24 protein-coding genes are annotated in these 25,073 nt (G+C 61.3%); 14 read left to right on the top strand and 10 right to left on the bottom strand.

From position 1 onward, the window contains the following. Window positions 1-84 precede the first annotated feature (84 nt). On the top strand, window positions 85-1,791 hold the full coding sequence (locus tag AC54AG_RS21570; RefSeq protein ID WP_496631543.1) for a lactate permease LctP family transporter: 1,707 nt from the start codon (window positions 85-87) through the stop codon (window positions 1,789-1,791). A 58-nt stretch (window positions 1,792-1,849) separates the two neighbouring features. Here the strand turns inward: AC54AG_RS21570 and AC54AG_RS21565 are convergent, their stop codons facing one another. Together AC54AG_RS21565 and AC54AG_RS21560 are read right to left on the bottom strand one after the other, a co-directional pair. Further along, the gene (locus AC54AG_RS21565; RefSeq protein WP_496631542.1) at window positions 1,850-2,377 is read right to left on the bottom strand and encodes an NADPH-dependent FMN reductase; all 528 of its coding nucleotides are present in this window, start codon (window positions 2,375-2,377) and stop codon (window positions 1,850-1,852) included. A gap of 109 nt (window positions 2,378-2,486) precedes the next feature. Next, window positions 2,487-2,720 (bottom strand): DUF3563 family protein, encoded by a 234-nt coding sequence (locus AC54AG_RS21560; protein ID WP_080698581.1) that lies wholly within the window; start codon window positions 2,718-2,720, stop codon window positions 2,487-2,489. Between the two features lie 436 nt (window positions 2,721-3,156). Between AC54AG_RS21560 and fucP the strand changes: the two genes are divergently transcribed. After that, a complete protein-coding gene (fucP, locus tag AC54AG_RS21555) occupies window positions 3,157-4,458 on the top strand; it encodes an L-fucose:H+ symporter permease (protein WP_070301562.1) in 1,302 nt (433 codons plus the stop codon). 51 nt (window positions 4,459-4,509) lie between these two features. Here fucP and AC54AG_RS21550 read toward each other — a convergent pair whose 3' ends face one another. Further along, window positions 4,510-5,403 carry a LysR substrate-binding domain-containing protein gene (locus AC54AG_RS21550; RefSeq protein ID WP_496631541.1) on the bottom strand — a complete coding sequence of 298 codons (894 nt, stop codon included), beginning with the start codon at window positions 5,401-5,403 and terminating at the stop codon, window positions 4,510-4,512. 159 nt (window positions 5,404-5,562) lie between these two features. Here AC54AG_RS21550 and scpC point away from each other — a divergent pair, with 159 nt between their 5' ends. Continuing rightward, window positions 5,563-7,059, top strand: coding sequence for a succinyl-CoA:acetate CoA-transferase ScpC (gene scpC, locus AC54AG_RS21545; protein WP_070301545.1), 1,497 nt, complete (start codon window positions 5,563-5,565; stop codon window positions 7,057-7,059). 60 nt (window positions 7,060-7,119) lie between these two features. Here scpC and AC54AG_RS21540 read toward each other — a convergent pair whose 3' ends face one another. Together AC54AG_RS21540 and AC54AG_RS21535 are read right to left on the bottom strand one after the other, a co-directional pair. Beyond that, window positions 7,120-7,491, bottom strand: a complete 372-nt coding sequence (locus tag AC54AG_RS21540; RefSeq protein WP_496631540.1) for a hypothetical protein — start codon at window positions 7,489-7,491, stop codon at window positions 7,120-7,122. A 96-nt stretch (window positions 7,492-7,587) separates the two neighbouring features. Beyond that, the gene (locus tag AC54AG_RS21535; protein ID WP_496631539.1) at window positions 7,588-8,250 is read right to left on the bottom strand and encodes a TetR/AcrR family transcriptional regulator; all 663 of its coding nucleotides are present in this window, start codon (window positions 8,248-8,250) and stop codon (window positions 7,588-7,590) included. 302 nt (window positions 8,251-8,552) lie between these two features. On the opposite strand from AC54AG_RS21535, the gene AC54AG_RS21530 reads away from it, so the two are divergent. Together AC54AG_RS21530 and AC54AG_RS21525 are read left to right on the top strand one after the other, a co-directional pair. Then, on the top strand, window positions 8,553-9,674 hold the full coding sequence (locus AC54AG_RS21530) for a M14 family metallopeptidase (RefSeq protein ID WP_070301543.1): 1,122 nt from the start codon (window positions 8,553-8,555) through the stop codon (window positions 9,672-9,674). Window positions 9,675-9,686: 12 nt separating this feature from the next. Further along, complete coding sequence (locus AC54AG_RS21525; protein ID WP_456130348.1) at window positions 9,687-10,151, top strand: CYTH domain-containing protein; 465 nt, start codon at window positions 9,687-9,689, stop codon at window positions 10,149-10,151. Between the two features lie 167 nt (window positions 10,152-10,318). Here the strand turns inward: AC54AG_RS21525 and AC54AG_RS21520 are convergent, their stop codons facing one another. The 5 genes from AC54AG_RS21520 to AC54AG_RS21500 all read right to left on the bottom strand — a co-directional run bounded on the left by AC54AG_RS21520 (window position 10,319) and on the right by AC54AG_RS21500 (window position 17,262). Next, complete coding sequence (locus AC54AG_RS21520; RefSeq protein WP_128142386.1) at window positions 10,319-11,572, bottom strand: DUF2863 family protein; 1,254 nt, start codon at window positions 11,570-11,572, stop codon at window positions 10,319-10,321. A gap of 213 nt (window positions 11,573-11,785) precedes the next feature. Beyond that, complete coding sequence (gene acnA, locus AC54AG_RS21515) at window positions 11,786-14,506, bottom strand: aconitate hydratase AcnA (protein WP_128142387.1); 2,721 nt, start codon at window positions 14,504-14,506, stop codon at window positions 11,786-11,788. A gap of 88 nt (window positions 14,507-14,594) precedes the next feature. Beyond that, on the bottom strand, window positions 14,595-15,149 hold the full coding sequence (locus AC54AG_RS21510; protein WP_070301541.1) for a hypothetical protein: 555 nt from the start codon (window positions 15,147-15,149) through the stop codon (window positions 14,595-14,597). Window positions 15,150-15,162: 13 nt separating this feature from the next. After that, on the bottom strand, window positions 15,163-16,161 hold the full coding sequence (locus tag AC54AG_RS21505; protein WP_034752086.1) for an HpcH/HpaI aldolase/citrate lyase family protein: 999 nt from the start codon (window positions 16,159-16,161) through the stop codon (window positions 15,163-15,165). 111 nt (window positions 16,162-16,272) lie between these two features. Next, on the bottom strand, window positions 16,273-17,262 hold the full coding sequence (locus AC54AG_RS21500) for a malate dehydrogenase (RefSeq protein WP_034752084.1): 990 nt from the start codon (window positions 17,260-17,262) through the stop codon (window positions 16,273-16,275). A 305-nt stretch (window positions 17,263-17,567) separates the two neighbouring features. Here AC54AG_RS21500 and AC54AG_RS21495 point away from each other — a divergent pair, with 305 nt between their 5' ends. From AC54AG_RS21495 to AC54AG_RS21455, 9 genes are all read left to right on the top strand, one after another. Beyond that, complete coding sequence (locus AC54AG_RS21495) at window positions 17,568-18,449, top strand: GntR family transcriptional regulator (protein ID WP_081367944.1); 882 nt, start codon at window positions 17,568-17,570, stop codon at window positions 18,447-18,449. A 306-nt stretch (window positions 18,450-18,755) separates the two neighbouring features. Beyond that, window positions 18,756-19,178 carry a succinate dehydrogenase, cytochrome b556 subunit gene (gene sdhC, locus AC54AG_RS21490; RefSeq protein WP_034752080.1) on the top strand — a complete coding sequence of 141 codons (423 nt, stop codon included), beginning with the start codon at window positions 18,756-18,758 and terminating at the stop codon, window positions 19,176-19,178. A gap of 2 nt (window positions 19,179-19,180) precedes the next feature. Beyond that, a complete protein-coding gene (gene sdhD, locus AC54AG_RS21485; protein ID WP_034752078.1) occupies window positions 19,181-19,546 on the top strand; it encodes a succinate dehydrogenase, hydrophobic membrane anchor protein in 366 nt (121 codons plus the stop codon). Between the two features lie 2 nt (window positions 19,547-19,548). Further along, entirely contained in the window at window positions 19,549-21,330 is a 1,782-nt protein-coding gene (gene sdhA / locus AC54AG_RS21480; RefSeq protein ID WP_496631538.1) for a succinate dehydrogenase flavoprotein subunit, read from the top strand. 9 nt (window positions 21,331-21,339) lie between these two features. Further along, window positions 21,340-22,050: a succinate dehydrogenase iron-sulfur subunit gene (locus tag AC54AG_RS21475; RefSeq protein WP_034752075.1), complete on the top strand. Its 711-nt coding sequence runs from the start codon at window positions 21,340-21,342 to the stop codon at window positions 22,048-22,050. Between the two features lie 117 nt (window positions 22,051-22,167). Beyond that, entirely contained in the window at window positions 22,168-22,449 is a 282-nt protein-coding gene (locus AC54AG_RS21470; RefSeq protein ID WP_034752073.1) for an FAD assembly factor SdhE, read from the top strand. Between the two features lie 121 nt (window positions 22,450-22,570). Then, entirely contained in the window at window positions 22,571-23,872 is a 1,302-nt protein-coding gene (gene gltA, locus AC54AG_RS21465) for a citrate synthase (RefSeq protein ID WP_034752071.1), read from the top strand. Window positions 23,873-23,969: 97 nt separating this feature from the next. Continuing rightward, window positions 23,970-24,311 (top strand): winged helix-turn-helix transcriptional regulator, encoded by a 342-nt coding sequence (locus AC54AG_RS21460; RefSeq protein WP_496631537.1) that lies wholly within the window; start codon window positions 23,970-23,972, stop codon window positions 24,309-24,311. A gap of 215 nt (window positions 24,312-24,526) precedes the next feature. Continuing rightward, window positions 24,527-25,069: an NAD(P)H-dependent oxidoreductase gene (locus AC54AG_RS21455; RefSeq protein WP_496631536.1), complete on the top strand. Its 543-nt coding sequence runs from the start codon at window positions 24,527-24,529 to the stop codon at window positions 25,067-25,069. Window positions 25,070-25,073 lie beyond the last annotated feature (4 nt).

Below are 25,073 nucleotides of genomic sequence, written 5' to 3'. Positions count from 1 at the left end.
GGAGCACCGCAAAAAACACGCTACACACAATTACATCAAAAGCCGTTTTTTCACTTAACCCGCATCCACCGGAGGAGACCCGACATGCAATCCTGGACCCAACTTTATACACCGCTCGGCAGCTTGTGGCTGTCGTCGCTGGCGGCAGCCATTCCCATCATTTTCTTCTTCATCGCGCTGGCGGCGCTGCGCATCAAGGGACACGTGGCGGCCGCCGTCACCCTGGCGCTGGCGCTGGCCGTCGCCATCTTCGCCTACGGCATGCCCGTGCCGCAGGCGCTGGCGGCGGCCGGCTACGGTTTTGCGTACGGCTTGTGGCCGATCGCCTGGATCATCGTCACGGCCGTCTTCCTGTACAAGATCGTCGTCAAGACGGGGCAGATCGACATCATCCGCGCCTCCGTGCTGTCCGTCACGGACGACCAGCGCCTGCAGGTGCTGTTAATCGGCTTTGCCTTCGGCGCCTTCCTGGAAGGGGCGGCCGGTTTCGGCGCGCCCGTGGCGATCACCTCGGCGCTGCTGGTGGGCCTGGGCTTCAACCCGCTGTATGCGGCGGGCCTGTGCCTGATCGCCAACACGGCGCCCGTCGCCTTTGGCGCCATGGGCATCCCCATCATCGTGGCGGGGCAGGTGACGGGTATCGACCCGTTCCTGATCGGCGCCATGGCGGGCCGCCAGTTGCCGCTGCTGTCGTTGCTGGTGCCGTTCTGGCTGGTCTTCATGATGGATGGATTCCGCGGCGTGCGCGAAGTGTGGCCTGCCGCGCTGGTGACGGGTTTGAGCTTTGCCGTCACCCAGTACTTCACGTCGAACCATATCGGCCCTGAACTGCCGGACATCACCTCGGCCCTCGTCAGCCTGGTGTCGCTGACCCTGTTCCTGAAAGTGTGGCAGCCGAAGAATGCGAAAGTGGCGCATGCCGTCGGCGGCGGCACGGCTGCGCTGTCCGGCTTTGGCGGTGCGGGCGGTGCTGCGGCCGTGCGTGGCGGTGGCAACCGCGCCGCCTCGCCCTACACGATGGCGCAGACCATGCGCGCCTGGGCGCCGTTCGGCCTGTTGACGGCCATCGTCACCGTGTGGAGCCTGCCCGGCTTCAAGGCACTGTTTGCCGCCGGCGGCGCGTTGTCCAGCCTGGTCATCAAGATCCACGTGCCTTACCTCGACAAGCTGGTGATGAAGACGATGCCCATCGTGGCCGAGCCGAAGGCGTATGACGCCGTGTTCAAGCTCGATCTGCTGTCGGCCGTGGGCACGGCGATCTTGCTGACGGCCGTGCTGTCGATGCTGATGCTGCGCATGAAGCCGCGCGATGGTCTGAAGGCGTTTGTGGAAACGATCGTGGAGTTGCGCCGTCCCGTGCTGTCGATCGGGCTCGTGCTGGCGTTTGCCTTCGTTGCCAACTACTCGGGCATGTCGTCCACCCTGGCCCTGCTGCTGGCCGGCAGCGGCGCCGCCTTCCCGTTCTTCTCGCCGTTCCTGGGCTGGCTGGGCGTCTTCCTGACGGGGTCCGACACGTCGTCGAACGCCTTGTTCTGCTCCCTGCAAAACACGACGGCGCACCAGATCGGCGTGTCCGACACCTTGATGGTGGCGGCCAATACGACGGGCGGCGTGACGGCGAAGATGATCTCGCCCCAGTCGATCGCCGTCGCCTGCGCGGCGACCGGCCTGGTGGGCAAGGAATCGGACCTGTTCCGCTTTACCTTGAAGCACAGTCTGTTGTTTGCCGTCATCATCGGCATCATCACCATGCTGCAGGCGTACGTGTTCACGGGCATGATTCCGCATTGAGCGGTCCGTAGAAGTACGTAGTAAAACTAGATGAATTGATAGTAAAACGTGCAGACGGTCACGAAAATGACCTGATGCACTGCAACATATCGAGGATGGCCCGGCGCAATGCCGGGTCCGCGGCGATGCCTTCCGCATCGAGACCCGACCCCAGCAGGGGCAAGCTGATACAGGCCTCGTCGATCAGGCGCGCGGACATGGTGCGCACCGTTTCGCGCAGGGCCGCCTGCGCATGCGTGGCGCGCGGCGAGGCGTTCAGCAGCACCAGCGGCTTGTCGATGAACGACTCATTTCCCACCATCCAGTCCAGCGCGTTTTTCATGGGGCCGCTCACGCCGTGCGCGTATTCGGGGCTGGCCAGCATCAGCACGTCGGCCGCCAGGATGGCGTCGCGCAGACCGGTCACGGCCGGCAGGCTGTCGGCATCGAGGTCGGGATTGAACAGCGGTAACTCACCGAGTCCCGAATAGATGCGGATGTCGAATGGCGGTGGCGCAAGCCCGGCGATGGCGCGCAGCAGGGCGGTGTTCAGCGAGGCGGCGCGCAGGCTGCCGGCGATGGCGAGAATGGTAATGGGCGTGTGCATCCCGCCTGTATAGCCCATCCTGTGCTCAAGCGCAAGGCGAGCAGGATGGCGCTATCGATGTTGCAACAGCCGGTGAGCGACTGGGGACAGCGGCAATACTGCGGCAATATTAACGGCTCAGGCCGCTCATCCAGCTTGGCTGCGGGTTGGCACGGGCCAGTTCGCGCATGCGGTATTCCAAGTCGTAGCGATCCGTCGATTCGGCCAGGTAGGCTTCTTCGTAAGCGCGTTCGCGGCGGTCGCTGCTTTGGTTCAGCCAGGCGCCAACGCGTTTGGCGGCGTGGACCAGGGTGGCGACGATATTGCTGTTTTGCGTGGTGTGGTAAGTAAATGCGGTAGACATGGCAGACTCCTTATGTGGCGTGCCGCGTTGTGCTGCACTGCAATATAAGTATAGCGATTCCAAGTTATAAGGCTACTTTTGATTTCAAATGTCGGCTATTCAATTTTAGAATAACAGGCGGGAAAGCTGCGCAATACGGGGCTTTAAGGCATAATGCGGGCGCAGTATCGTAGTTTTACTACAAGACTGTTTTGTCCTGAATGTTGTTTTCTGACGCAGCCCGCAGGCGTGCCGCGCCTACAAGACATCATTTTGGCGAGAAACGGTCGGCCGTGCGCCTGCCGCGCGCAAGCAGCGCCATGCCTGCCCCTGTTTTGCTGATGGCAGTCATGGCCCACGCTGATATCTGCGTGGCGCTTGCGCGTCCTGGTGCTGCCCGGGTGGAAACGCTTCCATGCCAGGCAAGATCAACTTGGAATTGAAAAATGGAGAAGGTATGGAATACGTAAAGCAAGGCCAGGGCGTACCGTCCGCACAGGCCGGCACGCAAAACAATACGGGCGCCCTGATCATTGTCACGGTGCTGTTTTTCATGTGGGGACTGCTGACATCGCTCAATGATGTGCTGATTCCCCATCTGCGCTCGATCTACACCCTGACGTATGTGCAGGCGATGCTGGTGCAGTTCTGCTTCTTTGGCGCCTACGCCATCGTTTCGCTGCCGGCCGGCATGCTGATCAAGAAGATCGGCTACCAGCGCGGCGTCGTCGCCGGCCTGCTGATCGCGGCCGCCGGCTGCGCCATGTTCTACCCGGCGTCGACCGGCAGCTATGCGCTGTTCCTGTTGTCCTTCTTCATCCTGGCGGCCGGCATCACCGTGCTGCAGGTGGCGGCCAACCCGTACGTGACGGAACTGGGCGACCCGCAGACGGCATCGAGCCGTTTGACCCTGACGCAAGCGTTCAACGCGCTGGGCACCACGGTGGCGCCTGCGCTGGGCGGCATGCTGATCTTGTCGGGCACCGTGCTGACTGTGCAGCAGTTCGACCTGCTGCCGGCGGCCGAGCAACTGGCTTACCGCGCCAAGGAAGCGGCCTCCGTGCAGGGCCCGTACCTGGTGCTGGCCGCTACCCTGGTGATCCTGGCCGTGCTGTTCGCGCTGGCAAAACTGCCGAAGATTTCGCATGCCGACGATGCGGCCGCCCTGGCGCACGATGGCCACAAGGTCTCGATCTGGTCGCACCGCCACCTGGTGCTGGGCGCGCTGGCCATCTTCCTGTACGTGGGCGGTGAAGTCAGCATCGGCAGCTTCCTGATCAACTTCCTGGGCGAGAGCCATATCGCTGGCCTCAGCCACGCGGACGCCGCCTATTTCGTCAGCTATTACTGGGGTGGCGCCATGCTGGGCCGCTTCGTCGGCTTTGCCGTGATGCGCTATGTCAGCCCGGGCAAGACCCTGGCCTTCAACGCCGCCGTCGTGATCGCGCTGATCCTCGTCGCCGTGTTCTCCAGCGGTCACACAGCCATGTGGGCCTTGATCGCCGTCGGCCTGTTCAACTCCATCATGTTCCCGACCATCTTCAGCATGGCCCTGAACAAGCTGGGCGCGCAAACGGGACAAGGTTCGGGCATCCTGTGCATGGCCATCGTCGGCGGCGCCATCGTGCCGTTCATCCAGGGCTTCCTGGCAGACCACATCAACCTGCAACTGTCCTTCCTCGTGCCGGCCCTGTGCTACACCTTCATTCTGTACTTCGGCTGGAAGTACGCCAGCATGTACAACGACAGCGCCAAGTAAGCAAGGTGGCGTGATCAAGCAAAAGGGTGGCCTCGGCCACCCTTTTTTACGTCAATGCGCGAACGGCGTGCCCAGCACGTCCTGGCATACCTCGAGCCAGGCGCGCGCCGCGTGCGACAGATAGCGCCCGCTCCAGATATGCGCCACCTGCCACGCCACCTCCGGCTCGACGATGCGCACGGCCTCCAGCGGTTCGCCAGCCAGGCGGTGGATGAACGGCTCGGGCAGCAGGGCCACGCCCAGGCCCGCCGAGGCCATCGCCACCAGCCAGTCCCATTGCCCGCTCTGGGCCGCGATGGTCGGCGCGAAGCCCGCTTGCGCGAAATGCTGGCGCAGGCTGCGCGTGAGGGCGAAATCATCCTTTAACAGCACCAGCGGCAAGTCGGCCAGCGCCTTGAAGGGCAGGGTCGTGCGGTTTTTCTGGAACGTGCCCGGCTCGGCCAGGGCCCAGATCGGGTAGTTGGCCACTTCCACGGCCACGAGATCGAGTTCCGGGTCGGCCGGCAGCACCGTCAAGCCGATTTCCAGCTCGCCGGCCGCCACCTGGCGCTCGATCTGCTGGCCCGTGTCTTCCTGCAGCGTCAGGCTGATGTGCGGGTGGCGCGCGCGGAAGGCTTTTAACACAGGTGTGAACAGCACATTGATCATGGGCGGGATGCCGACCGTCAGGCTGCCGCGCTGCAAGGCCTGGGTGTCGCGCACTTCCAGCGTCAGCTGGCGCATATTGGCCAGCATTTCCTGGCCGTGCTGGTAGACGATGCGGCCCGTGTCCGTCAGGGTCAGCTTGCGCCCGTCGCGCACCAGCAGCTGCGCACCCACTTCATCTTCCAGCTGGCGCACCATTTTGCTGATGGTGGACTGGGTCAGGTGCAGCGATTCGGCCGCCTGCGTAAAGCTCGACAGGCGCACGGTTTCGACGAAATAGCGCAGGGAACGGATATCCACGAGGGTGCTCGGCGTTGACAAGACATGAAAATATCGACTGGATGTGGCGAAATTAATTCATGCCATGCATGTAACCGCGATTTTATACTGATTCCACTTATGGGGCTGGTGTATGACAGCCATCCAGTTTGAGAATATTGAGAATATCAGGAGCATCAGATGTACGAGGACCGTATCCGCCACCCAGGCTTGCTCGGCAAAATCATGAGCGCCGATGAGGCAGCCAAATTGTTCCACAACGGCATGCGTGTCGGCATGAGCGGTTTTACCCGTGCCGGCGACGCCAAGGCCCTGCCGCGCGCACTGGCCGAACGCGCCCTGCAAGATCCATTAAGCCTGACCTTGATCACGGGCGCTTCGCTGGGCAATGGCAGCGACGGCTTGATGGCCGAGGCGGGCGTGCTGGCGCGCCGCATGCCGTTCCAGGTCGACCCTGTCTTGCGCGGCAAGATCAACAACGGCGAAGTCATGTTCATCGACCAGCATCTGTCGGAAACGGCCGAGCAGCTGCGTTCGGGCAACCTGGCCGCCGTCGATATCGCCGTCATCGAAGCAACAGCCATCACGGCGGCTGGCGCTATCATCCCGACCATGTCGGTGGGTAACTCCGCCGCCTTTGCCCAGCAAGCCACGCAGGTGATCATCGAAATCAACCTGTCCACGCCGCTGGCGCTGGAAGGCTTGCACGACATCTATATTCCGCACACCTTACCGGGGCGCGAGCCGATTCCCCTCACGCGCGTGGACCAGCGCCTGGGCAGCACGGCCATCGCCATCGACCCGGCCCGCATTGCCGCCATCGTCATTACGGACAGCCCCGACAGCCCGTCGAACGCCTTGCCGCCCGATGCGGAAACGCAGGCGATCGCCGGCCACGTGATCGCCTTCCTGCAGGGCGAGGTGGCGGCCGGGCGCATGGGGCCGGAATTGCTGCCGCTGCAGGCGGGCATCGGCACCATCGCCAACGCCGTGCTGCATGGCCTGATCGGATCGCCTTTCCGCAACATGACGATGTATTCGGAAGTGCTGCAGGACAGCGCCATCGAGCTGCTCGATTCGGGCCAGCTGGCGTTTGCCTCGGCCTCGTCGATCACGCTGTCGGCCGCCGTGCATCAAAAGCTGATGGACAATATCGACCATTACCGCTCGAAAATCGTGCTGCGCCCGCAAGAGATCAGCAACCATCCCGAGATCGTGCGCCGCCTGGGCATCATCGCACTGAACACGGCGCTCGAGTTCGATATCTACGGCAACGTCAATTCCACGCACGTGTGCGGCACGCACATGATGAACGGCATCGGCGGCTCGGGCGACTTTGCGCGCAATGGGCAAGTGTCGATGTTCGTGTCGAAATCGGCGGCCAAGGGCGGACGCATTTCCAGCGTCGTGCCGATGGTCTCGCATGTGGACCATACGGAGCATGACGTCGACGTGCTGGTGACGGAGTGGGGTTTTGCGGACTTGCGCGGCCTGGCGCCGCGTGAACGGGCGCCGTTGATCATCGATCGCTGCACGCATCCCGATTACCGCGCGCAGCTGCGTGCCTATTACGACGCGGCATGCCAGCGTGGCGGCCACACGCCGCACATCCTGCAAGAGGCCCTGGCCTGGCACGTGCGCTACCAGGAAACGCAGAGCATGCTGGCAGCGCAGTAAGCTTCGCCAGCATCAAGACAGGGCAGGGCGGTGCGGCACCGCGCTGCCTTTTTACTTTCCTCAGTACATATGCAGCGCCTTGGCGCCCAAGCCCAGCAGGGCAAACGTGGTGGTGGCCTGTATGCCCATGAACCACAGGAAGTGGGTGTGCATGTGCTTGCGGATGTCGCCCAGTTCCGTGCGCAGGGCGCGGCAGTCGCCGCGCAAGTCGCCGCGAAATTGCGTCAGGTCGGCACGCAGCAGCTGTGATTCGTTGTGCAATTCCGTGCGTACCTTATCGAGGCCTTCGCCAAGACGCTGTTCCAGGGTCTTGAACCATAGCCGGTCATGTTCCCGGTCCGTTTCCAGTTTTGTCAGGCGCGCTTCCATGCGTACAGCATTGTTCGCGCTTTGCTGTTTGTCAAGCCGGTCCGTGGAATAGGCTTCGTTCATCTCGCACTCCTTCGCGCAAGCCGCGCTGCATCGGCGCAGGCGGCTTCACTCGACTGTCCGCCTTTTCCGTCCGCCTGGTTTGCGCTGGATCAAACGTCAGGAGGGCGGTGCGAAGCGCAGGCGGATGCCTGTCGTGACGACGGCGAGCAAGTCGTCGATATGCGCGTTCATTTCCGGGTGCGGCGTCCATGGGTCGCCCGCATCCATGACGATGCGCAGCGACACGAGGCCGTGCAGCGATTGCCAGAAGATTTGCGTCATCGTGTGCAGCGCCGGCTCGTCCTGGCGCACCTGTCCCGTTTGCGCCAGCTCGCCGAACAGGTGCAGCGCGTAGGCATACGGATCTTGCTCGATATTGCCGTGTTCCACGTCGACAGCGTCGACTTCCGCGTGCGGGCGCAGCTCCATGAAGATCAGCGAATACTCGTCGGGGTGCTGGAAGCCGTATTCGATGTAGGCGCGGCCGACCAGGCGGATGCGTTCCCATGGGTCAGTGCTGGTGTCGCAGGCCGTGCGCATGGCGCGTACCAGTTCCAGCAAGTCCTTGTCCATGGCCTGGGCGATCAGGGTGGCCTTGTCGCGGAACAGGGCGTACACGACGGTGGTGGAAAAGCCGGCCGCCTCGGCCACCTTGCGGATGGAGACGGCGCGCGCGCCGCCCTTCTTGATGAGGTCTTTGACGACGTCGATGATGTGCTCGCGCCGCGCCTGCGCCTCGCGTAATTTTCTTTCCTGAATATTGGTCAGCTTCTTGTCCACGACTCTTTCCTGGCGACTCTATGAAAGCAGGAATTATAGGGGGGCGAGGGGCCGCCAATGTTTCCGGCATTGTTACAATTCAGTTTTTTGTCCGGTAGATGCGACAGTGGACCGATTTTTCGCGCTTTTGCCCGGCGGTTTTCCATCGATGCCCCGGAATGGTGCATATATCACCGGACCAGGCTTTGCGAACGGGGCCAAAGGGCGGAAAATAGCGGGATAGCTTACACTGCGTTTTTTAGCGCGACGGCGGTGGCCCACGAGGCGGCGCCGGAACACTTACATTCGGACGGGATCATTACATGACCATTAAAATCAGCCAGAACTTCGACTCGGGCGCCATCGACGTGGTGAGCGCCACCAGCGCCGGCGCCATTGACCTGAACTTGCGCAAGGATAGCCACGCCGACATCCACCAGTGGTTCCACTTCCGCCTGCAGGGCGCGCGCGGCCAGGCATGCACGATGCGCTTCCTGAACGCGGGCCAGGCCACCTATCCGGCCGGCTATGAAGACTACCAGGCCGTGGCCAGCTACGACAGCGAAAACTGGTTCCGCGTGCCGACGGCGTTCGACGGCCAGGTCATGACGATCTCGCACACGCCTGAACTCGACAGCGTGTACTACGCCTACTTCGAGCCGTATTCGTGGGAGCGCCATCTGCGCCTGCTGGGCGAAGTGGCCGAGCACCCGCTGGCGCGCGTGTCCGACCTGGGCAGCACGGTCGACGGCCGCGACATGAACATGGTCACCATCGGCAATCCGCAGGCGGAAAAGAAGATCTGGGTCATCGCGCGCCAGCATCCGGGCGAATCGATGGCCGAATGGTTCGTCGAAGGCTTGATCGACTCGCTGCTTGACGACGCCAACCCGATCGCGCGCAAACTGCTGCAGCGCGCCGTGTTCCACATCGTGCCGAACATGAACCCGGACGGCTCCATCCGCGGCAACCTGCGCACTAATGCGGCCGGTGCCAACCTGAACCGCGAATGGATGACGCCTTCGCTGGAATCGAGCCCGGAAGTGCTGTGCGTGAAAAACAAGATCCACGAAACGGGCGTCGACATGTTCTTCGACATCCACGGCGATGAAGCGCTGCCGTACAACTTTGTGGCCGGCAATGAAATGCTGGAAAACTTCACGCCGGCGCAAGCGGCACACCAGAAGGCCTTCATCGAGCGCTACAAGCAGGCCAGCCCCGACTTCCAGGACAAGTTCGGCTACGCGGCCAGCAAGTACAAGTCGGACATGCTGACCCTGGCGTCGAAATACATCGGCCACCACTTTGGCTGCCTGGCGCTGACCCTGGAAATGCCGTTCAAGGAAAACGCCGACTTGCCGGACCCAAGCGTGGGCTGGAACGGCGCGCGCAGCGCGGCACTGGGCGCGGCCATGCTGCAGCCTATCCTGCTGTCGCTCGATTGAACGGCGTTGATCATGGGCGTCGAGATCGAGCGTAAATTCCTGCTGGCCGGCGATGCCTGGCGCGGCTTGGGGCAGGCGGTGCTGCTGCGCCAGGGCTATCTGTCGTCCGCGCGCGAGCGCGTGGTGCGCGTGCGCATCGAGGGCGAACAGGCGATGCTGACCATCAAGGGCGCCAACGTGGGCGCCACGCGCGGCGAGTGGGAGTATCCGATTCCGCTGGCCGACGCCGTCGAACTGCTCGACGGCCTGTGCGAACAGCCGCTGATCGAAAAGGTTCGCCACCGCATCGAACACGCGGGCATGGTATGGGAAGTCGACGAGTTCCTCGGCGCCAATGCGGGCCTGCTGGTGGCCGAGATCGAGCTGGCATCGGAAGACCAGCCCTTCGACAAGCCGGAATGGATCGGCGCGGAAGTGTCGGGCGACGCGCGCTATTACAACGCGAATCTGATTCGCCACCCGTTTTCAAAGTGGTGATGGCGCGTTAAGCGTGGCTTGAAATGCAAAAAGGCGGAACCTCGGTTCCGCCTTTTTTATGCGCCAACGCTGTTGTCGGATTACGCCGTTCCGGCTAATCCGACCTACGGCCCATACCGGCAGCGTAGGTCGGATTAGCGCGCAGCGCGTAATCCGACAAGCCTGTATTAATGGAAGTGTTCCGTACCCTGCGGCGTATCTTCCGGCATCTCCGCATGCGCCAGCTCGCCGACCGGATCGGCAAACAGGGGCGCGCCGCAATCGTCGCAGTATTCACCGACAAAACGTTCCGCGTGGCGCTTGATCTGCGTCACGCCAGCGGCGTTCAGGTGCTCGATGATTTCATCGACCGGCGTCTTTTGCTTGTCCAGCGCGGCGATGCCGACCTGGATCAGGCCTTCGATCGGCGTGCCATCCTCGTCTTCCTGGCCGTACAAAGGCCAGACGATGCCGTAGATGACGTCCGGCGCCTGGCGCAGGGTGAAGGCGATGCGGTACTCGTCCACCTGGCCATCGGCCGCTTCCTCGCCGAAGCCGGCGATGACGGCGCGCAGTTCCGATGGCTCGATGGCCAAGGTATGCGTCAGGTAGTGCACGGCGGCGCGCACGGAGACGGGGCGTATCAGCTTGTCCGCTTCGCGGCAGGCCACGTAATACGCTTCCGGCAGCAGCAATTCCAGGCCGCAGCCGGGCAGCAGGCGGGCGAACGTCGGCGTCGCCTGCGTGCGCCATTGTTCCAGGGCGGCGCTGCGTTCGGCGATGAAGTCGAGCTGGCTAGCTGGCGTCTGCCAGCGGAACAGCGGTGCGCCGGCGGGCGCCACCACGGCCACCAGCAGGTAGCGCGTGTCGGCCAGGAAGGGCGCCGTTTCCGCTTCTTTGCCCGAGGGCTTGACGGCCGTGCCTTTCAGCGCGGCCAGGGCCAGCTTTTGCGTCTTGGCATAGGTTTCGACATGGCTGCGCGGCAACTGGTCGATCGAGTAGAGCGTTGGCGCCATGGCCATCTTCGTGCCGTCGGCCAGCAGGTGGGCGGCGAAATGCGCCGACAGCACACCGTGCGCGTCGCCGGCCATGGGGCCCGAGGCGATGGAAAAGCGCGTCCACGCGAGGATGGGCACGGCGACGAGCAGGGCGTCGTAGCGTACGTCTTCATGCGTGACGACGGCCGATTCGCTGACGGCTTCAACGCAGTCCATCAGCACGTCATAGGCGTTCAAGTCATCCTTGAACAGGCTGCCCAGGGTGTTGTCGATGGTGTCCTGGTGGCCGGTTTTGAGTAATTTCTGGAGCTGCGTATCCAGGCTGTGTTCCCAGGACCGCTCTTCGAGACGGCTGGCTGCCTGTACGATCGCCTGGGCAAAGGTGACCAGGCGCTGGCTGTCGGCAGTCAGTTTATGGGATGAATCTTTGGAAGGACGACGCATAGCGGGATAAGAGTCTCGGAAAGTGAAAAAAATGGATCAGTCAAACAATGATAAACCCTTATAACCGTATTGTAGAGGATTCAGCCGCACGCAATACGTAAGCTGTCCTTAGATCATGCCAATAGTCGAAATTTCAAGTCGGAACGGGATGCAGGGACGAAAAAAAGCGCCGGTCGAAACCGGCGCTTTGATCTTGCATCACAGCTGGGCTGATTACTCGGCCAGCAGTTGACGCAGCACGAATGGAAGGATACCGCCATGCTTGTAGTAATCGACTTCGATCGGCGTATCGATGCGCAGCAGGACTTTGACTTCCTGGCTGGAGCCGTCGGCGCGGTGGATCACCAGGGTAGCCAGTTGCTGTGGCTTGATTTCGCCTTCGAGGCCTTTCAGGTCGAAGGTTTCCTTGCCGGTGATGCCCAGGGTTTGCACGCTGTCGTCGCCGATGAATTGCAGCGGCAGCACGCCCATGCCCACCAGGTTCGAGCGGTGGATACGCTCGAACGAACGGGTGATCACGGCTTTTACGCCCAGCAGTTGCGTACCTTTGGCTGCCCAGTCGCGCGACGAGCCCGTACCGTACTCTTCGCCGCCGAAGACCATGGTTGGCGTGCCTTCAGCAACGTATTTCATCGCTGCGTCGTAGATCGACATTTCTTCGCCGGAAGGCTGGTGGATCGTGATGCCGCCTTCGACCGCCGAACCGTCTGCCTTGGCAGGGATCATGCGGTTTTTGATACGCACGTTGGCGAACGTGCCGCGCATCATGATTTCATGGTTGCCGCGACGCGAGCCGTAGGAGTTGAAGTCCGCTTTCAGGACGCCGTTTTCCTTCAGCCATTTGCCTGCAGGACCGTTTTCCTGGATCGAGCCGGCTGGCGAGATGTGGTCGGTGGTGATGGAATCGCCGAACACGCCCAGTGCGCGCGCGCCTTCGATGCCGGTGGCCACTGCCGCTGGCGTCATCGAGAAGTTGTCGAAGAACGGAGGTTCCGCGATGTAGGTCGATTTCGGCCAGTTGTAGACTTGACCGGACACGGTCGTGACTTTTTCCCACAGCTTGCCTGGCGCGCCCTTGACGTCAGCGTAGTTGTCCTTGAACACCTTGGCGTTCATGGCGAACTTCATCATGGCCGATACTTCAGCCGAGGTCGGCCAGATGTCGCCCAGGTAGACGTCCTTGCCGCCCTTGCCTTTGCCGACAGGTTCCGTCATCAGGTCGCGCGTCATGTTGCCGGCGATGGCGTAAGCGACGACCAGCGGTGGCGAAGCGAGGAAGTTCGAGCGGATGTTCGGATGAATACGCGCTTCGAAGTTGCGGTTGCCCGACAGCACGGCCGACGCGACGATGTCGTGCGTGGCAATGGCTGCGTTCAGCTCAGGCGTCAGGTCGCCCGCGTTGCCGATACAGGTGGTGCAGCCGTAGGCGGTCACGCCGAAGCCCAGTTTTTCCAGGTATGGCAGCAGGCCGGCAGCGGTCAGGTACTCGGTCACGACGCGCGAGCCAGGGGCCAGCGAGGTCTTGATGTGCGGAGCGACTTTCAGGCCGGCTTCCACGGCTTTCTTGGCCAGCAGGCCGGCAGCCAGCATCACGCTCGGGTTCGAGGTGTTGGTGCACGAGGTGATCGCGGCGATCAGCACGTCGCCGTTCGACACTTTCACGCCGTTCGTCGTTTCGTACACGGCAGCCAGGTCGGCCGGATTCTTGTTGAAGCCGTTTTCCGTGGTTGGCTTGGCGAACAGCTCGGCGAAGTTGGCCTTGACGTTGCCGATTTCGATACGGTCTTGCGGGCGTTTCGGGCCGGCCAGCGACGGAGCGACCGATGCCAGGTCCAGTTCCACCACGCGGGTGTAGTCGATGTCGCCGGCTTTTGGCACACCGAACAGGTTTTGCGCCTTGAAGTAGCCTTCGAACGCGGCGATTTCAGCCTTGCTGCGGCCGGTGCCCTTGAAGTAATCGATGGTGGCTTCATCGACCGGGAAGAAGCCCATGGTCGCGCCGTATTCCGGTGCCATGTTGGCGATCGTCGCGCGGTCCGTCAGGGTCAGCGATTCGGTACCTTCGCCGAAGAATTCGACGAACTTGCCGACGACTTTCTCTTTGCGCAGCAGTTCGGTGATGGTCAGTACCAGGTCGGTGGCGGTGCAGCCTTCGCGCAGCGCGCCCGACAGGTTCACGCCGATGACGTCAGGCGTCAGGAAGTAGACCGGTTGGCCCAGCATGCCGGCTTCCGCCTCGATACCGCCCACGCCCCAGCCGACCACGCCGATGCCGTTGATCATGGTGGTGTGCGAGTCGGTGCCGACCAGGGTGTCCGGGTAGTACACGTCGCCGGCTTTCTTGCCTGCGTGGTGCACGCCGCGTGCCAGGTATTCCAAGTTGACCTGGTGGACGATGCCGAAGCCCGGTGGCACGACGCCGAAGGTGTCGAATGCCTGCATGCCCCATTTCATGAACTGGTAACGCTCGTTGTTACGCGAGAATTCCAGTTTCATGTTCAGGTCCAGCGCTTTCTTTTCGCGGTAGTGATCGATGGTCACCGAGTGGTCGACCACCAGGTCGACCGGTACCAGCGGTTCGATCTTCTTGGCGTTGATGCCCATCTTGGCGGCCACGTTGCGCATCGCTGCCAGGTCGGCCAGCAGCGGTACGCCGGTGAAGTCTTGCAGCACGACGCGCGCCACTACGAACGGGATCTCGTCGGTGCGCTCGGCGGTCGGGCCCCAGCTCGCCAATTGCTTGACGTGTTCTTCGGTGACTTTTTTGCCGTCGCAGTTGCGCAATACCGATTCGAGCACGATACGAATCGACACTGGCAGGCGGGAGACATTGATGCCCAGGCTTTTTTCCAGCGCAGGCAGGGAGTACAGCTTGCCCTTCTTGCTATCCGAAATATTAAAGTCCTTGAGCGTGTTCAGAGTGTTGCGGGACATGACCTCTCCTTGTTGGGTATCGTCTATTTATTGATTATTCAAATTACAAAACATGACTGAGCCCCCGAAGAGGCCCTTGCTACGCACATCAGCCGCCGGCGGCCGGTAGCACGCCCAGCGATGGCGCGGCTTCCACCACTGCCGCTGGCTTGGCTTGCTCCGCATCCTTGCATTCATTGGCCAGCTGGCGGCCCTGCTTGGAATCGAGCAGCATGCCTTTGGCCGGGATGCCGATCCACACGAGGCCGTACAGACGGTTCTCGAAGCGGTTGGCGCCGGTGGTGGTGCCAACGCGGCTCAGGCGGTGCAGGCGCTTCTTCCAGCGCAGGGCGATGTGTTTGTCGTCAGTAGCATTGGTGTAGATGGTAATTTTGTTACCAAGTTCACAATTGAAATCGGTGGAAGCCGAGCCTGCGGTGTCCGGCTCATCGGATTCTTCCTTGTCGGCGACCGACATGGCGAGCGGATGGGCTTCCTTGGCGGCTGCCTTGGCCTTGCTGGTCTTGGCCTTTGGCTTGGCCTTGACAGCCTTGACGGCCTTGGGATTTGCCTCTGCCGTGGCGGCGAAGCTGGCTGGCGCCAGCGTGAGGGTCATGGCGCCCAGCGCGACGCTGCAGGCAATTGCTAATTTGGAGAGGGACATCGTGTAATTCCTGTCAGTTTTCAGTGGTGCTGGAAGAGGGGGTGTTGAGTAATGCAGCGGCCGCCTCGGGCAGGCCGAGGCCTGCCAGTTTGGCGCGTTGCAAAACGGTCCAATAATATCGGTAGCTGGCGCGGTCGTGCAAGCGGCCATTTTGCGCAATCGGTCCCCAGTTGGCGCGCAGCGCTTCGTTGAGGATGTTGCTCGCTTCGTTGACTTCGGACAGGCGCGGCGTAAAGGCCTTGATGATGGGCTTGATCTGGTCCGGGTGGATGCTCCACATGCGCGTGTAGCCGAACTCGGCCGTCGCGCGCTGGGCATCATTCGCCACCACGGCCGAATCGCGCACGTCCGTCGTCACGTTGTGCGACGCCACCTTGCCGTGCGCATGGCAGGCGGCCGCCACTTCGAGCTTGGCGCGCACCACCAGCGGGTGTGTGAACTGGCCCGGCGTGCGCATGGCGGCGGCGGGAATGGCGCCGTAGTGGGCCGACACGAAATCCATGATGCCGAAGGACAGGCATTCGACCTGGGGCAGGGCGGCAATCGCGTAGGCGTCGCGCAGCGCGCCATGCGTTTCGATCAGGATGTGCACGGGCAGGTTGTCGCGGCCGGCGCGGCGCGCGTGCAGGTTGATCAGGTCGATGGCCAGCATGGCATCCTGCACGCCGGCCACCTTGGGCACGGCGATATAGGCCAGGCGGGACGCGGCGCTGCAGATGATTTCCACGTCGCGCGCGAAAAACGGGCTGTCGACGTCGTGCACGCGCACGCCGATACGGTTGAACTGGTTTTCGCCGCTGGCCAGCAGGCCGGCGATCATCAACGCGTGGGCTTCTTCGTTGCCGGCGCTGGCGCCGTCTTCGCAGTCGAACGTGATGTCGAACAGGGGGCCAAGCTCTTGTTGCAAAGCAATCGATTTACGCATCAGCTTTTCAGAGCCGGCGTAGTGGTCGCAAGCGGCGAGCAACAGCGGCTGGCGTTTGCCTTGGAATAAAACCTCGGAAGGGTGCATGCTTAAGGCATTTCTGCAGGTAAAGACTACTTGATAAAACAGCCGCGCCGCGACATGCGCGGGGCGGCCTTCTTTGGCGGGCGGCGCATTGCCGCGCCGCCAAAACTGGACTTAGGCCAGCAGGTGTTTCACGCCTTCGCGCTCTTCGGTCAGTTCTTTCAGGGTCAGGTTGATGCGCTCTTGCGAGAATGCATCGATTTCCAGACCTTGAACGATGGTGTACTCACCGTTGTCCGTGGTGACCGGGAAGCCGAACACGGTGCCTTCAGGGATGCCATACGAGCCATCCGAAGGAACGCCCATGGTGGTCCACTTGCCGGCCGTGCCCAGCATCCAGTCATGGATGTGGTCGATGGCGGCGTTCGCTGCCGACGCTGCCGACGACAGGCCGCGCGCTTCGATGATGGCCGCGCCGCGCTTGCCGACGGTAGGCAGGAACACGTTGGCGTTCCATTCCTGGTCGTTGATCAGGTCTTTGACAGCCTTGCCGTTCACGGTGGCGAAGCGGTAGTCGGCGTACATCGTTGGCGAGTGGTTGCCCCAGACGGTCAGCTTCTCGATGTCTTTCACGGCGGTGCCGGTCTTGGCAGCGACTTGCGACAGCGCGCGGTTGTGGTCCAGGCGCAGCATGGCGGTGAAGTTTTTCGCTGGCAGCGATGGTGCCGATTTCATGGCGATGTAGGCGTTGGTGTTGGCAGGGTTGCCGACCACCAGCACTTTGACATTGCGCGAAGCGACGGCGTCGAGCGCCTTGCCTTGTACCGTGAAGATCTGGGCGTTCGCTTCCAGCAGGTCCTTGCGTTCCATGCCTGGGCCGCGTGGACGCGCGCCAACCAGTACGGCCACGTCGACATCCTTGAATGCGGTCAGCGGATCGGAGTGGGCGGTCATTTCCGTCAGCAGCGGGAAGGCGCAGTCGTCGATTTCCATCATCACGCCCTTGAGCGCCTTCTGGGCTTTTTCGTCCGGGATTTCAAGCAGTTGCAAGATGACAGGCTGGTCTTTGCCGAGCATGTCGCCATTGGCGATGCGGAACAACAGGGCGTAGCCGATCTGGCCGGCGGCGCCGGTCACTGCAACACGCATTGGGGTTTTAGCCATGATGAATCTCCAAAAATGGGAAAGAAAACGGGCTTGAAGCTGGGCTTACGCTTATCCGGAAAAACTGTAATGATACCAAAACCGGCCCGCGCCACCGAATTGCTGGTGTACGCTGCCGTCACGCTTGTGCTGCACGAGGCCAGAGTGGCTGGCCGACAACATAAAACGCTGGCTCACAAGTTTTATCGAGGGCAGTTTAGGCCTCTGATCCCTATCTGTCAATCATATCTTATGTCTTATATAAGACAGATAACTACGTCTGTTTTACTGGACGCGGGCAGTGATTTGTGTTGAAATGTCGGACTATGAATTCCGCCTCGTCCAATCTGACCAACAATGCCACTGCTGCAAGCGGGGCGGTCAGTCCGACCGCGGGCACCCCGGCCACGCCTGCCGCCACTGCGGCCAGCACCCCTGTCGCCAGCATTAATACCACTGCCACCGCCGTGTCCGCGCCTGCCGCGACCGCTTCTCCCACCTTCAGTCCCCTGTACCAGCAGATCAAGGCGCTCATCACGCAGAGCCTGCAATCGGGCGAATGGAAGCCGGGCGAACTGATTCCCAGCGAAGTCGAACTGGCAGGCCGCTTCAAGGTCAGCCAGGGCACGGTGCGCAAGGCCATCGATGAACTGGCCGCCGAGAATCTCGTCATGCGCCGCCAGGGCAAGGGTACTTTCGTTTCCACCCACCATGAGGCGCGCGCGCATTTCCGCTTCCTGCGCCTGGTGCCGGACGAAGGCGTGCCGCATTATCCCGAAAGCAAGTTTATCGAAGTCAAGCGCGTGCGCGCGCCGGCCGACGTGGCGCGCCTGATGGACCTGAAGTCCGGCGACGCCGTCATCTTCATCAAGCGCGTGCAGTATTTCGACGGCGTGCCGACCATCGTCGAAGAGCTGTGGCTGCCCGGCCTGATCTTCAAGGGGCTCACGGCCGAGCGCCTGGTGGAATACAAGGGCCCCATGTACGGCCTGTTCGAAACGGAATTTGGCACGCGCATGATACGCGCGTCCGAACAGATCCGCGCCGTGTGCGCCGACGCGGGCGCCGCGCAATTGTTAAATATCGACCTCGGCACGCCCTTGCTCAGTTCCGAGCGCGTGTCGTTTACCTACGGCGACAAGCCGGTCGAACTGCGCCGGGGCTTGTACCTGACCAGTCGCCATCATTATCAGAATGAACTCAGCTGAAGCGGCGGGGCGCCTGCGGGCGTCCGAACAAGCAGCAAGGCTGAAGTGCATCGCTTGCAAGATGCCTGCCGCAAGGCGGGCAACGGAGACAACGGAAAGCGCAGCGACAGCATGGCCCGCCCCGGCGGGCCGTGTTTTGCCGGCGATTCTGTAATTAAATTACGTGAACTACGGAAAGTAGCGCGGTATTTTGTAGTAAAAAACCATTTTGGTTATATGTAACAATAGATATTGGTATGGGTTGCGAAAATCGGCGAAAATCGCGGCTTCAATATTTAGTTGAAATTCAAAGGGGAGGTTTTTGTTATGTCTGAAGCCGTAAGAGAAGTACCAAAAAAAGAACGGCCGCAATTCCGTAACATTCATGTTACCGAATTGTCGAACTACCGCATGGCTGTCGGCGCCATCGTCTCGATCCTGCATCGCATCAGCGGTTTCATCATTTTCGCCTTGCTGCCATGTATCCTGTACATGCTGGAACTGAGCCTGCGTTCCGAAATGTCCTACGCCTACTTCCAGGGCATCGCCTCGCACTGGTTCGTCAAGCTGATCACCCTGGGCCTCGTCTGGGCCTTCCTGCACCACTTCTGCGCCGGTATCCGTCACCTGTTCATGGACGTGCACGTTGCCATCGAAAAAGATTCGGCACGCAAGACCGCGTCGTCCGTGCTGGTCGTGAGCCTGGTGTTGACGGCCTTGGTCGCTTTGAAACTGTTTGGAGTATTTTAAACATGGCAGACAATAATATCGGACCGAAACGCCTCGTCGTCGGTGCCCATTACGGCTTGCGCGATTGGCTGGCGCAACGCGTTACCGCCATCGTCATGGTGGCCTATGTGGCCATCCTGCTTATTTCTTTCCTGACCGGCAGCAACTTCAGCTATGAAGGCTGGGCTGGTCTGTTCGCACAGCAGTGGTTTAAATTGTTCAGCCTGGTGACCTTCGTCGCCCTGTTCTACCACGCATGGGTCGGCGTACGCGACATCTGGATGGACTACGTGAAAAGCGCTGGCCTCCGTCTGACCCTGCAAATTGCCACCATGCTGTGGTTGATCGCTTGTGCCGGCTGGACGGTACAGATACTCTGGAGTGTGTAATCGTGGCAGCATATAAATCTGCAATCCCTACCCGCCGCTTTGATGCGGTTATCGTTGGCGCCGGCGGTTCCGGCATGCGCGCGTCGTTGCAGCTGGCTGAAGCCGGCCTGAACGTCGCTGTTCTGTCGAAAGTCTTCCCGACCCGCTCGCACACCGTTGCGGCGCAGGGCGGTATCGGCGCGTCGCTCGGCAACATGGCCGAAGACAACTGGTTCTGGCACATGTTCGACACCGTCAAGGGTGGCGACTATCTGGGCGACCAGGATGCCATCGAATTCATGTGCCGCGAAGCACCGAAGGTCGTGTACGAACTGGAACACTTCGGCATGCCATTCGACCGCAACCCTGACGGCACCATCTATCAGCGTCCATTCGGCGGCCACACGGCCCACTTCGGCGAAAAGCCGGTGCAGCGCGCTTGCGCGGCAGCCGACCGTACCGGTCACGCGCTGTTGCACACGCTGTACCAGCGCAACGTCCGTGCGCGTACGCACTTCTTCGTCGAATGGATGGCGCTCGATCTGATCCGTGATGCCGAAGGCGACGTGATCGGTGTTGTCGCGCTGGAAATGGAAACCGGCGAATGCATGATCCTGGAAGCAAAAACGACGGTCATGGCAACGGGCGGCGCAGGCCGTATCTTCGCCGCGTCGACGAATGCGTTCATTAATACCGGCGACGGCATGGGCATGGCGGCACGCGCCGGCCTGCCGCTGCAGGACATGGAATTCTGGCAATTCCACCCGACCGGCGTGGCCGGCGCGGGCGTATTGATCACCGAAGGCGTGCGCGGCGAAGGCGGCATCCTGATCAATAGCGAAGGCGAACGCTTCATGGAGCGCTATGCGCCGACCCTGAAGGATCTGGCGCCGCGCGACTTCGTCTCGCGTTCGATGGACCAGGAAATCAAGGAAGGCCGCGGCTGCGGTCCGAACAAGGACCACGTGATGCTGGACCTGCGCCATATCGGCGCCGACACCATCGCCAAGCGCCTGCCGTCGATCCTGGAAATCGGCCACAAGTTCGCCAACGTCGACGCGACCAAGGAACCGATTCCTGTCGTGCCGACGATTCACTACCAGATGGGCGGCATCCCGACGAACATCCACGGCCAGGTCGTCACCCCGACCGGTCCGGATAATTCGGCCAAGGTTGTCAACGGCCTGTACGCGATCGGCGAATGCGCCTGCGTGTCCGTGCACGGCGCCAACCGCCTGGGCACGAACTCGCTGCTCGACCTCGTGGTCTTCGGCCGCGCGGCCGGCAACCACATCGTCAACAGCGGCCTGAAAGCCAAGGAAAACAAGCCTTTGCCAGCCAATGCAGCCGAATTTGCCATGGGCCGCCTGGCGCGCCTGGAAAACTCGACCGGCACGGAAACCGTGCAGGGCGTGGCGAACGACATCCGCGCAACGATGCAGAAGTACTGCGGCGTGTTCCGTACCGACGAGATGCTGAACAAGGGCGTCGAAGAAATCATGAAGCTCGACGAGCGCCGCAAGCACGTCTCCTTCAAGGATAAATCGATGGTCTTCAACACGGCCCGCGTGGAAGCGCTGGAGCTGGACAACCTGATCGAAACGGCGAAAGCGACCATCGTTTCGGCGGCAGCGCGCAAGGAATCGCGCGGCGCCCACGCCCAGGACGACCATCCGCAACGTGACGACGACAACTGGATGAAGCACACTCTGTGGTATTCGGAAGGCAACCGACTGGAATACAAGCCAGTCGTGACCAAGCCGCTGACGGTTGATACCTTCAAACCGAAACCACGTACTTTCTAAGGCTATACCATGGCACGCACTCTTAAATTCAAAATCTACCGCTACGATCCTGACCAGGATGCCAAGCCGTACATGCAAGACCTGACGGTCGAACTGAAAGACACCGACAAGATGCTGCTCGACGCACTGCAGCGCATCAAGGCGGACGTCGATGACTCGCTGGCCCTGCGCCGCTCGTGCCGCGAAGGCGTGTGCGGTTCGGACGCGATGAACATCAACGGCAAGAACGGTCTGGCATGCACGACCAACCTGAACGAACTGTCGGAGCCTATCGTGTTGCGCCCGTTGCCAGGTTTGCCGGTCATCCGCGACCTGATCGTCGACATGACGCAATTTTTCAAGCAGTACGATTCGATCAAGCCTTTCCTGATCAACGATTCGATCCCGCCTGAAAAAGAACGCCTGCAATCGCCGGAACAGCGCGAAGAACTCGATGGCCTGTACGAGTGCATCCTGTGCGCATGCTGCTCCACGTCGTGCCCGTCGTTCTGGTGGAATCCGGACAAATTCGTCGGCCCGGCCGGCCTGCTGCAAGCCTACCGCTTCATCGCCGATTCGCGCGACGAAGCCACCGGCGCGCGTCTGGACAACCTGGAAGACCCGTACCGCCTGTTCCGCTGCCATTCGATCATGAACTGTGTCGACGTCTGCCCGAAAGGGTTGAACCCGAACAAGGCGATTGGCAAGATCAAGGAATTGATGGTCCGCCGCGCGATCTGATCCTCCTGATCGCATCCGCCGGGCGCCGTTTGCGGGAAGAGGGTATCCTCTCTTGCCTGCAGGCGGCGCCTGCAAAGCAGCACCGTGCCGCAAGGCACACGTAAAGTGGTAAACCAAATGACAGAATCAATTTTGTCCTCGCATCAGGCCGACCCGGCCAACCGCGCCCGCCTGCGCTGGCGTTCACGCCGTGGCCTGCTGGAAAACGACATTATCCTGACCCGTTTTCTCGATGCGTATGAAACCGAATTGACCGATGAAGAAGTTGACGCGCTGACGCGTTTGCTGGATTTATCGGACAATGCGTTAATGGATCTGGTACTGGCCCGTAAAGAGCCGGAAGGCGAAGTCGATCTGCCGCATGTGCGCGCACTGCTGCAACGACTGCGCATTGCCTAGACGCCTGGGCGATATATTGCAAACGGTGCGAGTGGCGCGCTGTAGCACTGCCGAGTGCGGTGCGAATTGCAGCCAGAATTTTTGATTTTAATTTCGACTCACTCCCGAGAAGGAAGAGCCCATGAATATCTCTGACACAAAAGCTACCCTGTCGTTCTCCGATGGCAGCCCATCGCTTGAATTTCCAATCTACAAAGGCACGGTTGGCCCGGACGTCATCGACATCCGCAAACTGTACGCCGGTAGCGGCAAGTTCACCTACGACCCAGGCTTTATGTCGACGGCCGCCTGTAACTCGTCGATCACCTACATCGACGGCGACAAGGGCGAGCTGCTGTACCGTGGTTACCCGATCGAACAGTTGGCCGTCAACGCCGACTTCATGGAATCGTGCTACCTGCTGCTGAACGGCGAACTGCCGAACGCGGCGCAAAAAGCCAAGTTCGTCGACACCGTCACCAAGCACACGATGGTGCACGAACAGATGCAATTCTTCTTCCGTGGCTTCCGCCGCGACGCGCATCCGATGTCGGTCCTGGTGGGCACCGTCGGCGCGCTGGCATCGTTCTACCATGACTCGCTGGACATCAACGACCCGCGTCACCGCGAAGTGTCGGCCATCCGCCTGATCGCCAAGATGCCAACCCTGGTCGCCATGACCTACAAGTACTCGGTCGGCCAGCCGTTCGTGTACCCACGCAACGACCTGTCGTACAGCGCCAACTTCATGCACATGATGTTCGCCAACCCGTGCGAAGAGTACAAGGTCAACGACGTGCTGGTGCGCGCCCTGGACCGCATCCTGATCCTGCACGCGGACCACGAGCAAAACGCATCGACATCGACCGTCCGTCTGGCCGGTTCGTCGGGCGCCAATCCGTTCGCCTGTATCGCTGCCGGTATCGCCTGCCTGTGGGGCCCTGCCCACGGCGGCGCCAACGAAGCGGCACTGAACATGCTGAAAGAAATCGGCACCGTCGAGAACATCCCTGCCTTCATCGCGCAAGTTAAGGACAAGAACTCCGGCGTCAAGCTGATGGGCTTTGGCCACCGCGTGTACAAGAACTTCGACCCACGCGCCAAGCTGATGCGTGAAACGTGCTACGAAGTGCTGCAGGAACTGGGTCTGCAAGACGACCCGCTGTTCAAGCTGGCGATGGAACTGGAAAAGATTGCACTGAACGACGAATACTTCGTTTCGCGCAAACTGTACCCGAACGTCGACTTCTACTCGGGTATCGTGCAATCGGCGCTGGGCATCCCTGTGTCGCTGTTCACCGGTATCTTCGCCATGGCCCGTACGATCGGCTGGATCGCCCAGTGGAACGAAATGATCGCCGACCCAGAGCAAAAAATCGGCCGTCCGCGCCAGCTGTTCGTCGGTTCGACCACGCGTGAAGTACTGCCACTGGACAAGCGTTAATCCAGAGCGGTATCAGCAAACAAAAAACGGGCTTCGGCCCGTTTTTTTATGCCGGGCTGTTATGCTCGGGCCCTGGTTCAACAGGAAACACAACGCGATGAATGAAGAAACCTGCGCCCCCGGCGGCGTGGCCCTCGGCGATACGGCATTCGGCTATACCTTGTCGCTGATCGGCGGCAAATACAAGCTGCTGATCCTGTATGCGCTCGCGGAAAACACGGTGCTGCGGCATAACGAACTCAAGCGCCATCTCGGCGGCATCGCCTTCAAGACCCTCAGCGTCGTGCTGAAGGAGCTGGAAGCGGGCGCGCTGATCGTCCGCAAGGAATATCCGCAAGTGCCGCCCAAGGTGGAATATTCGCTCTCAGGCAAGGGCGCCTCGCTGATCCCCGTGCTGCATACCCTGTGCGAGTGGGGTGAGCGGCACCAGCCAGTCTGACCCCGATATGCACGGCAAAGCGCCATTCGACGGTCGAGTAACTTACTTTTTATACTGTATGAGCAGTAAATGTGCGTACTTGTGAAAAGTACTCAGCATGGTTATGCTGTTTTTGCCTCTGCGGGCGCAACCACGCGCTACGGGGCAGGGTACCGGCTTGCCTGCTTTTCTGTGAACGCGGGGCCGGTGCATCCATCCCATTTCAGGAAAACAGCATGTTGAAAACCCTCGTTATCGTCTTCCATCCCTCCATCGGCACGTCGGTCGCCAACAAGCGCTGGCTGCAGGAGCTGGCGCAGTATCCCGACCGCTACACCATCCACGATGTGCACCAGGCTTACCCCGACGGCATCATCGACGTGGCGCGCGAGCAGGCGCTGGTGGAGGCGCATGCCAATGCGGTCTTGCAGTTCCCCATGTACTGGTTCAACTGCCCGCCCTTGCTCAAGCAGTGGCTCGACGAGGTGCTGGCGTATGGCTGGGCCTATGGCACGGGCGGCGATGCCTTCAGGGGAAGAAAAGTGGCGCTGGCCATCACGGCAGGCATCCGCCAGGAAGATTTCACGCCGCAAGGCAAGTGGAACGTCACCCTGGCGCAGCTGCTGGCACCGTTCGATGTGACCCTAGCGTATATTGGCGCAGACAACCGCCGCTTCTTTGCCTTCTATGGCGCGGAAGACGGGCCGAAGGAGCCGGACTATGCCGGGCGGCTGGCACGCAGTGCGCAAGAGTATGAGCGCTTCCTGGCCGCGCTGTAAGGCA

It is taken from the genome of Janthinobacterium sp. BCJ23, assembly GCF_059617945.1.
Note: the sequence above shows the minus strand (reverse complement) of the source record. Positions and strands in the feature narration are given on the sequence as shown.

What these genes read in the sequence shown, in the direction of transcription:
- AC54AG_RS21570 (WP_496631543.1), top strand. Translation starts at nt 85, where the DNA reads ATGCAATCCTGGACCCAACTTTATACACCGCTCGGCAGCTTGTGGCTG.
- AC54AG_RS21565 (WP_496631542.1), bottom strand. Translation starts at nt 2,377, where the DNA reads ATGCACACGCCCATTACCATTCTCGCCATCGCCGGCAGCCTGCGCGCC.
- AC54AG_RS21560 (WP_080698581.1), bottom strand. Translation starts at nt 2,720, where the DNA reads ATGTCTACCGCATTTACTTACCACACCACGCAAAACAGCAATATCGTC.
- fucP (WP_070301562.1), top strand. Translation starts at nt 3,157, where the DNA reads ATGGAATACGTAAAGCAAGGCCAGGGCGTACCGTCCGCACAGGCCGGC.
- scpC (WP_070301545.1), top strand. Translation starts at nt 5,563, where the DNA reads ATGTACGAGGACCGTATCCGCCACCCAGGCTTGCTCGGCAAAATCATG.
- AC54AG_RS21540 (WP_496631540.1), bottom strand. Translation starts at nt 7,491, where the DNA reads ATGAACGAAGCCTATTCCACGGACCGGCTTGACAAACAGCAAAGCGCG.
- AC54AG_RS21530 (WP_070301543.1), top strand. Translation starts at nt 8,553, where the DNA reads ATGACCATTAAAATCAGCCAGAACTTCGACTCGGGCGCCATCGACGTG.
- AC54AG_RS21525 (WP_456130348.1), top strand. Translation starts at nt 9,687, where the DNA reads ATGGGCGTCGAGATCGAGCGTAAATTCCTGCTGGCCGGCGATGCCTGG.
- AC54AG_RS21520 (WP_128142386.1), bottom strand. Translation starts at nt 11,572, where the DNA reads ATGCGTCGTCCTTCCAAAGATTCATCCCATAAACTGACTGCCGACAGC.
- acnA (WP_128142387.1), bottom strand. Translation starts at nt 14,506, where the DNA reads ATGTCCCGCAACACTCTGAACACGCTCAAGGACTTTAATATTTCGGAT.
- AC54AG_RS21510 (WP_070301541.1), bottom strand. Translation starts at nt 15,149, where the DNA reads ATGTCCCTCTCCAAATTAGCAATTGCCTGCAGCGTCGCGCTGGGCGCC.
- AC54AG_RS21505 (WP_034752086.1), bottom strand. Translation starts at nt 16,161, where the DNA reads ATGCACCCTTCCGAGGTTTTATTCCAAGGCAAACGCCAGCCGCTGTTG.
- AC54AG_RS21500 (WP_034752084.1), bottom strand. Translation starts at nt 17,262, where the DNA reads ATGGCTAAAACCCCAATGCGTGTTGCAGTGACCGGCGCCGCCGGCCAG.
- AC54AG_RS21495 (WP_081367944.1), top strand. Translation starts at nt 17,568, where the DNA reads ATGAATTCCGCCTCGTCCAATCTGACCAACAATGCCACTGCTGCAAGC.
- sdhC (WP_034752080.1), top strand. Translation starts at nt 18,756, where the DNA reads ATGTCTGAAGCCGTAAGAGAAGTACCAAAAAAAGAACGGCCGCAATTC.
- sdhD (WP_034752078.1), top strand. Translation starts at nt 19,181, where the DNA reads ATGGCAGACAATAATATCGGACCGAAACGCCTCGTCGTCGGTGCCCAT.
- AC54AG_RS21475 (WP_034752075.1), top strand. Translation starts at nt 21,340, where the DNA reads ATGGCACGCACTCTTAAATTCAAAATCTACCGCTACGATCCTGACCAG.
- AC54AG_RS21470 (WP_034752073.1), top strand. Translation starts at nt 22,168, where the DNA reads ATGACAGAATCAATTTTGTCCTCGCATCAGGCCGACCCGGCCAACCGC.
- gltA (WP_034752071.1), top strand. Translation starts at nt 22,571, where the DNA reads ATGAATATCTCTGACACAAAAGCTACCCTGTCGTTCTCCGATGGCAGC.
- AC54AG_RS21460 (WP_496631537.1), top strand. Translation starts at nt 23,970, where the DNA reads ATGAATGAAGAAACCTGCGCCCCCGGCGGCGTGGCCCTCGGCGATACG.
- AC54AG_RS21455 (WP_496631536.1), top strand. Translation starts at nt 24,527, where the DNA reads ATGTTGAAAACCCTCGTTATCGTCTTCCATCCCTCCATCGGCACGTCG.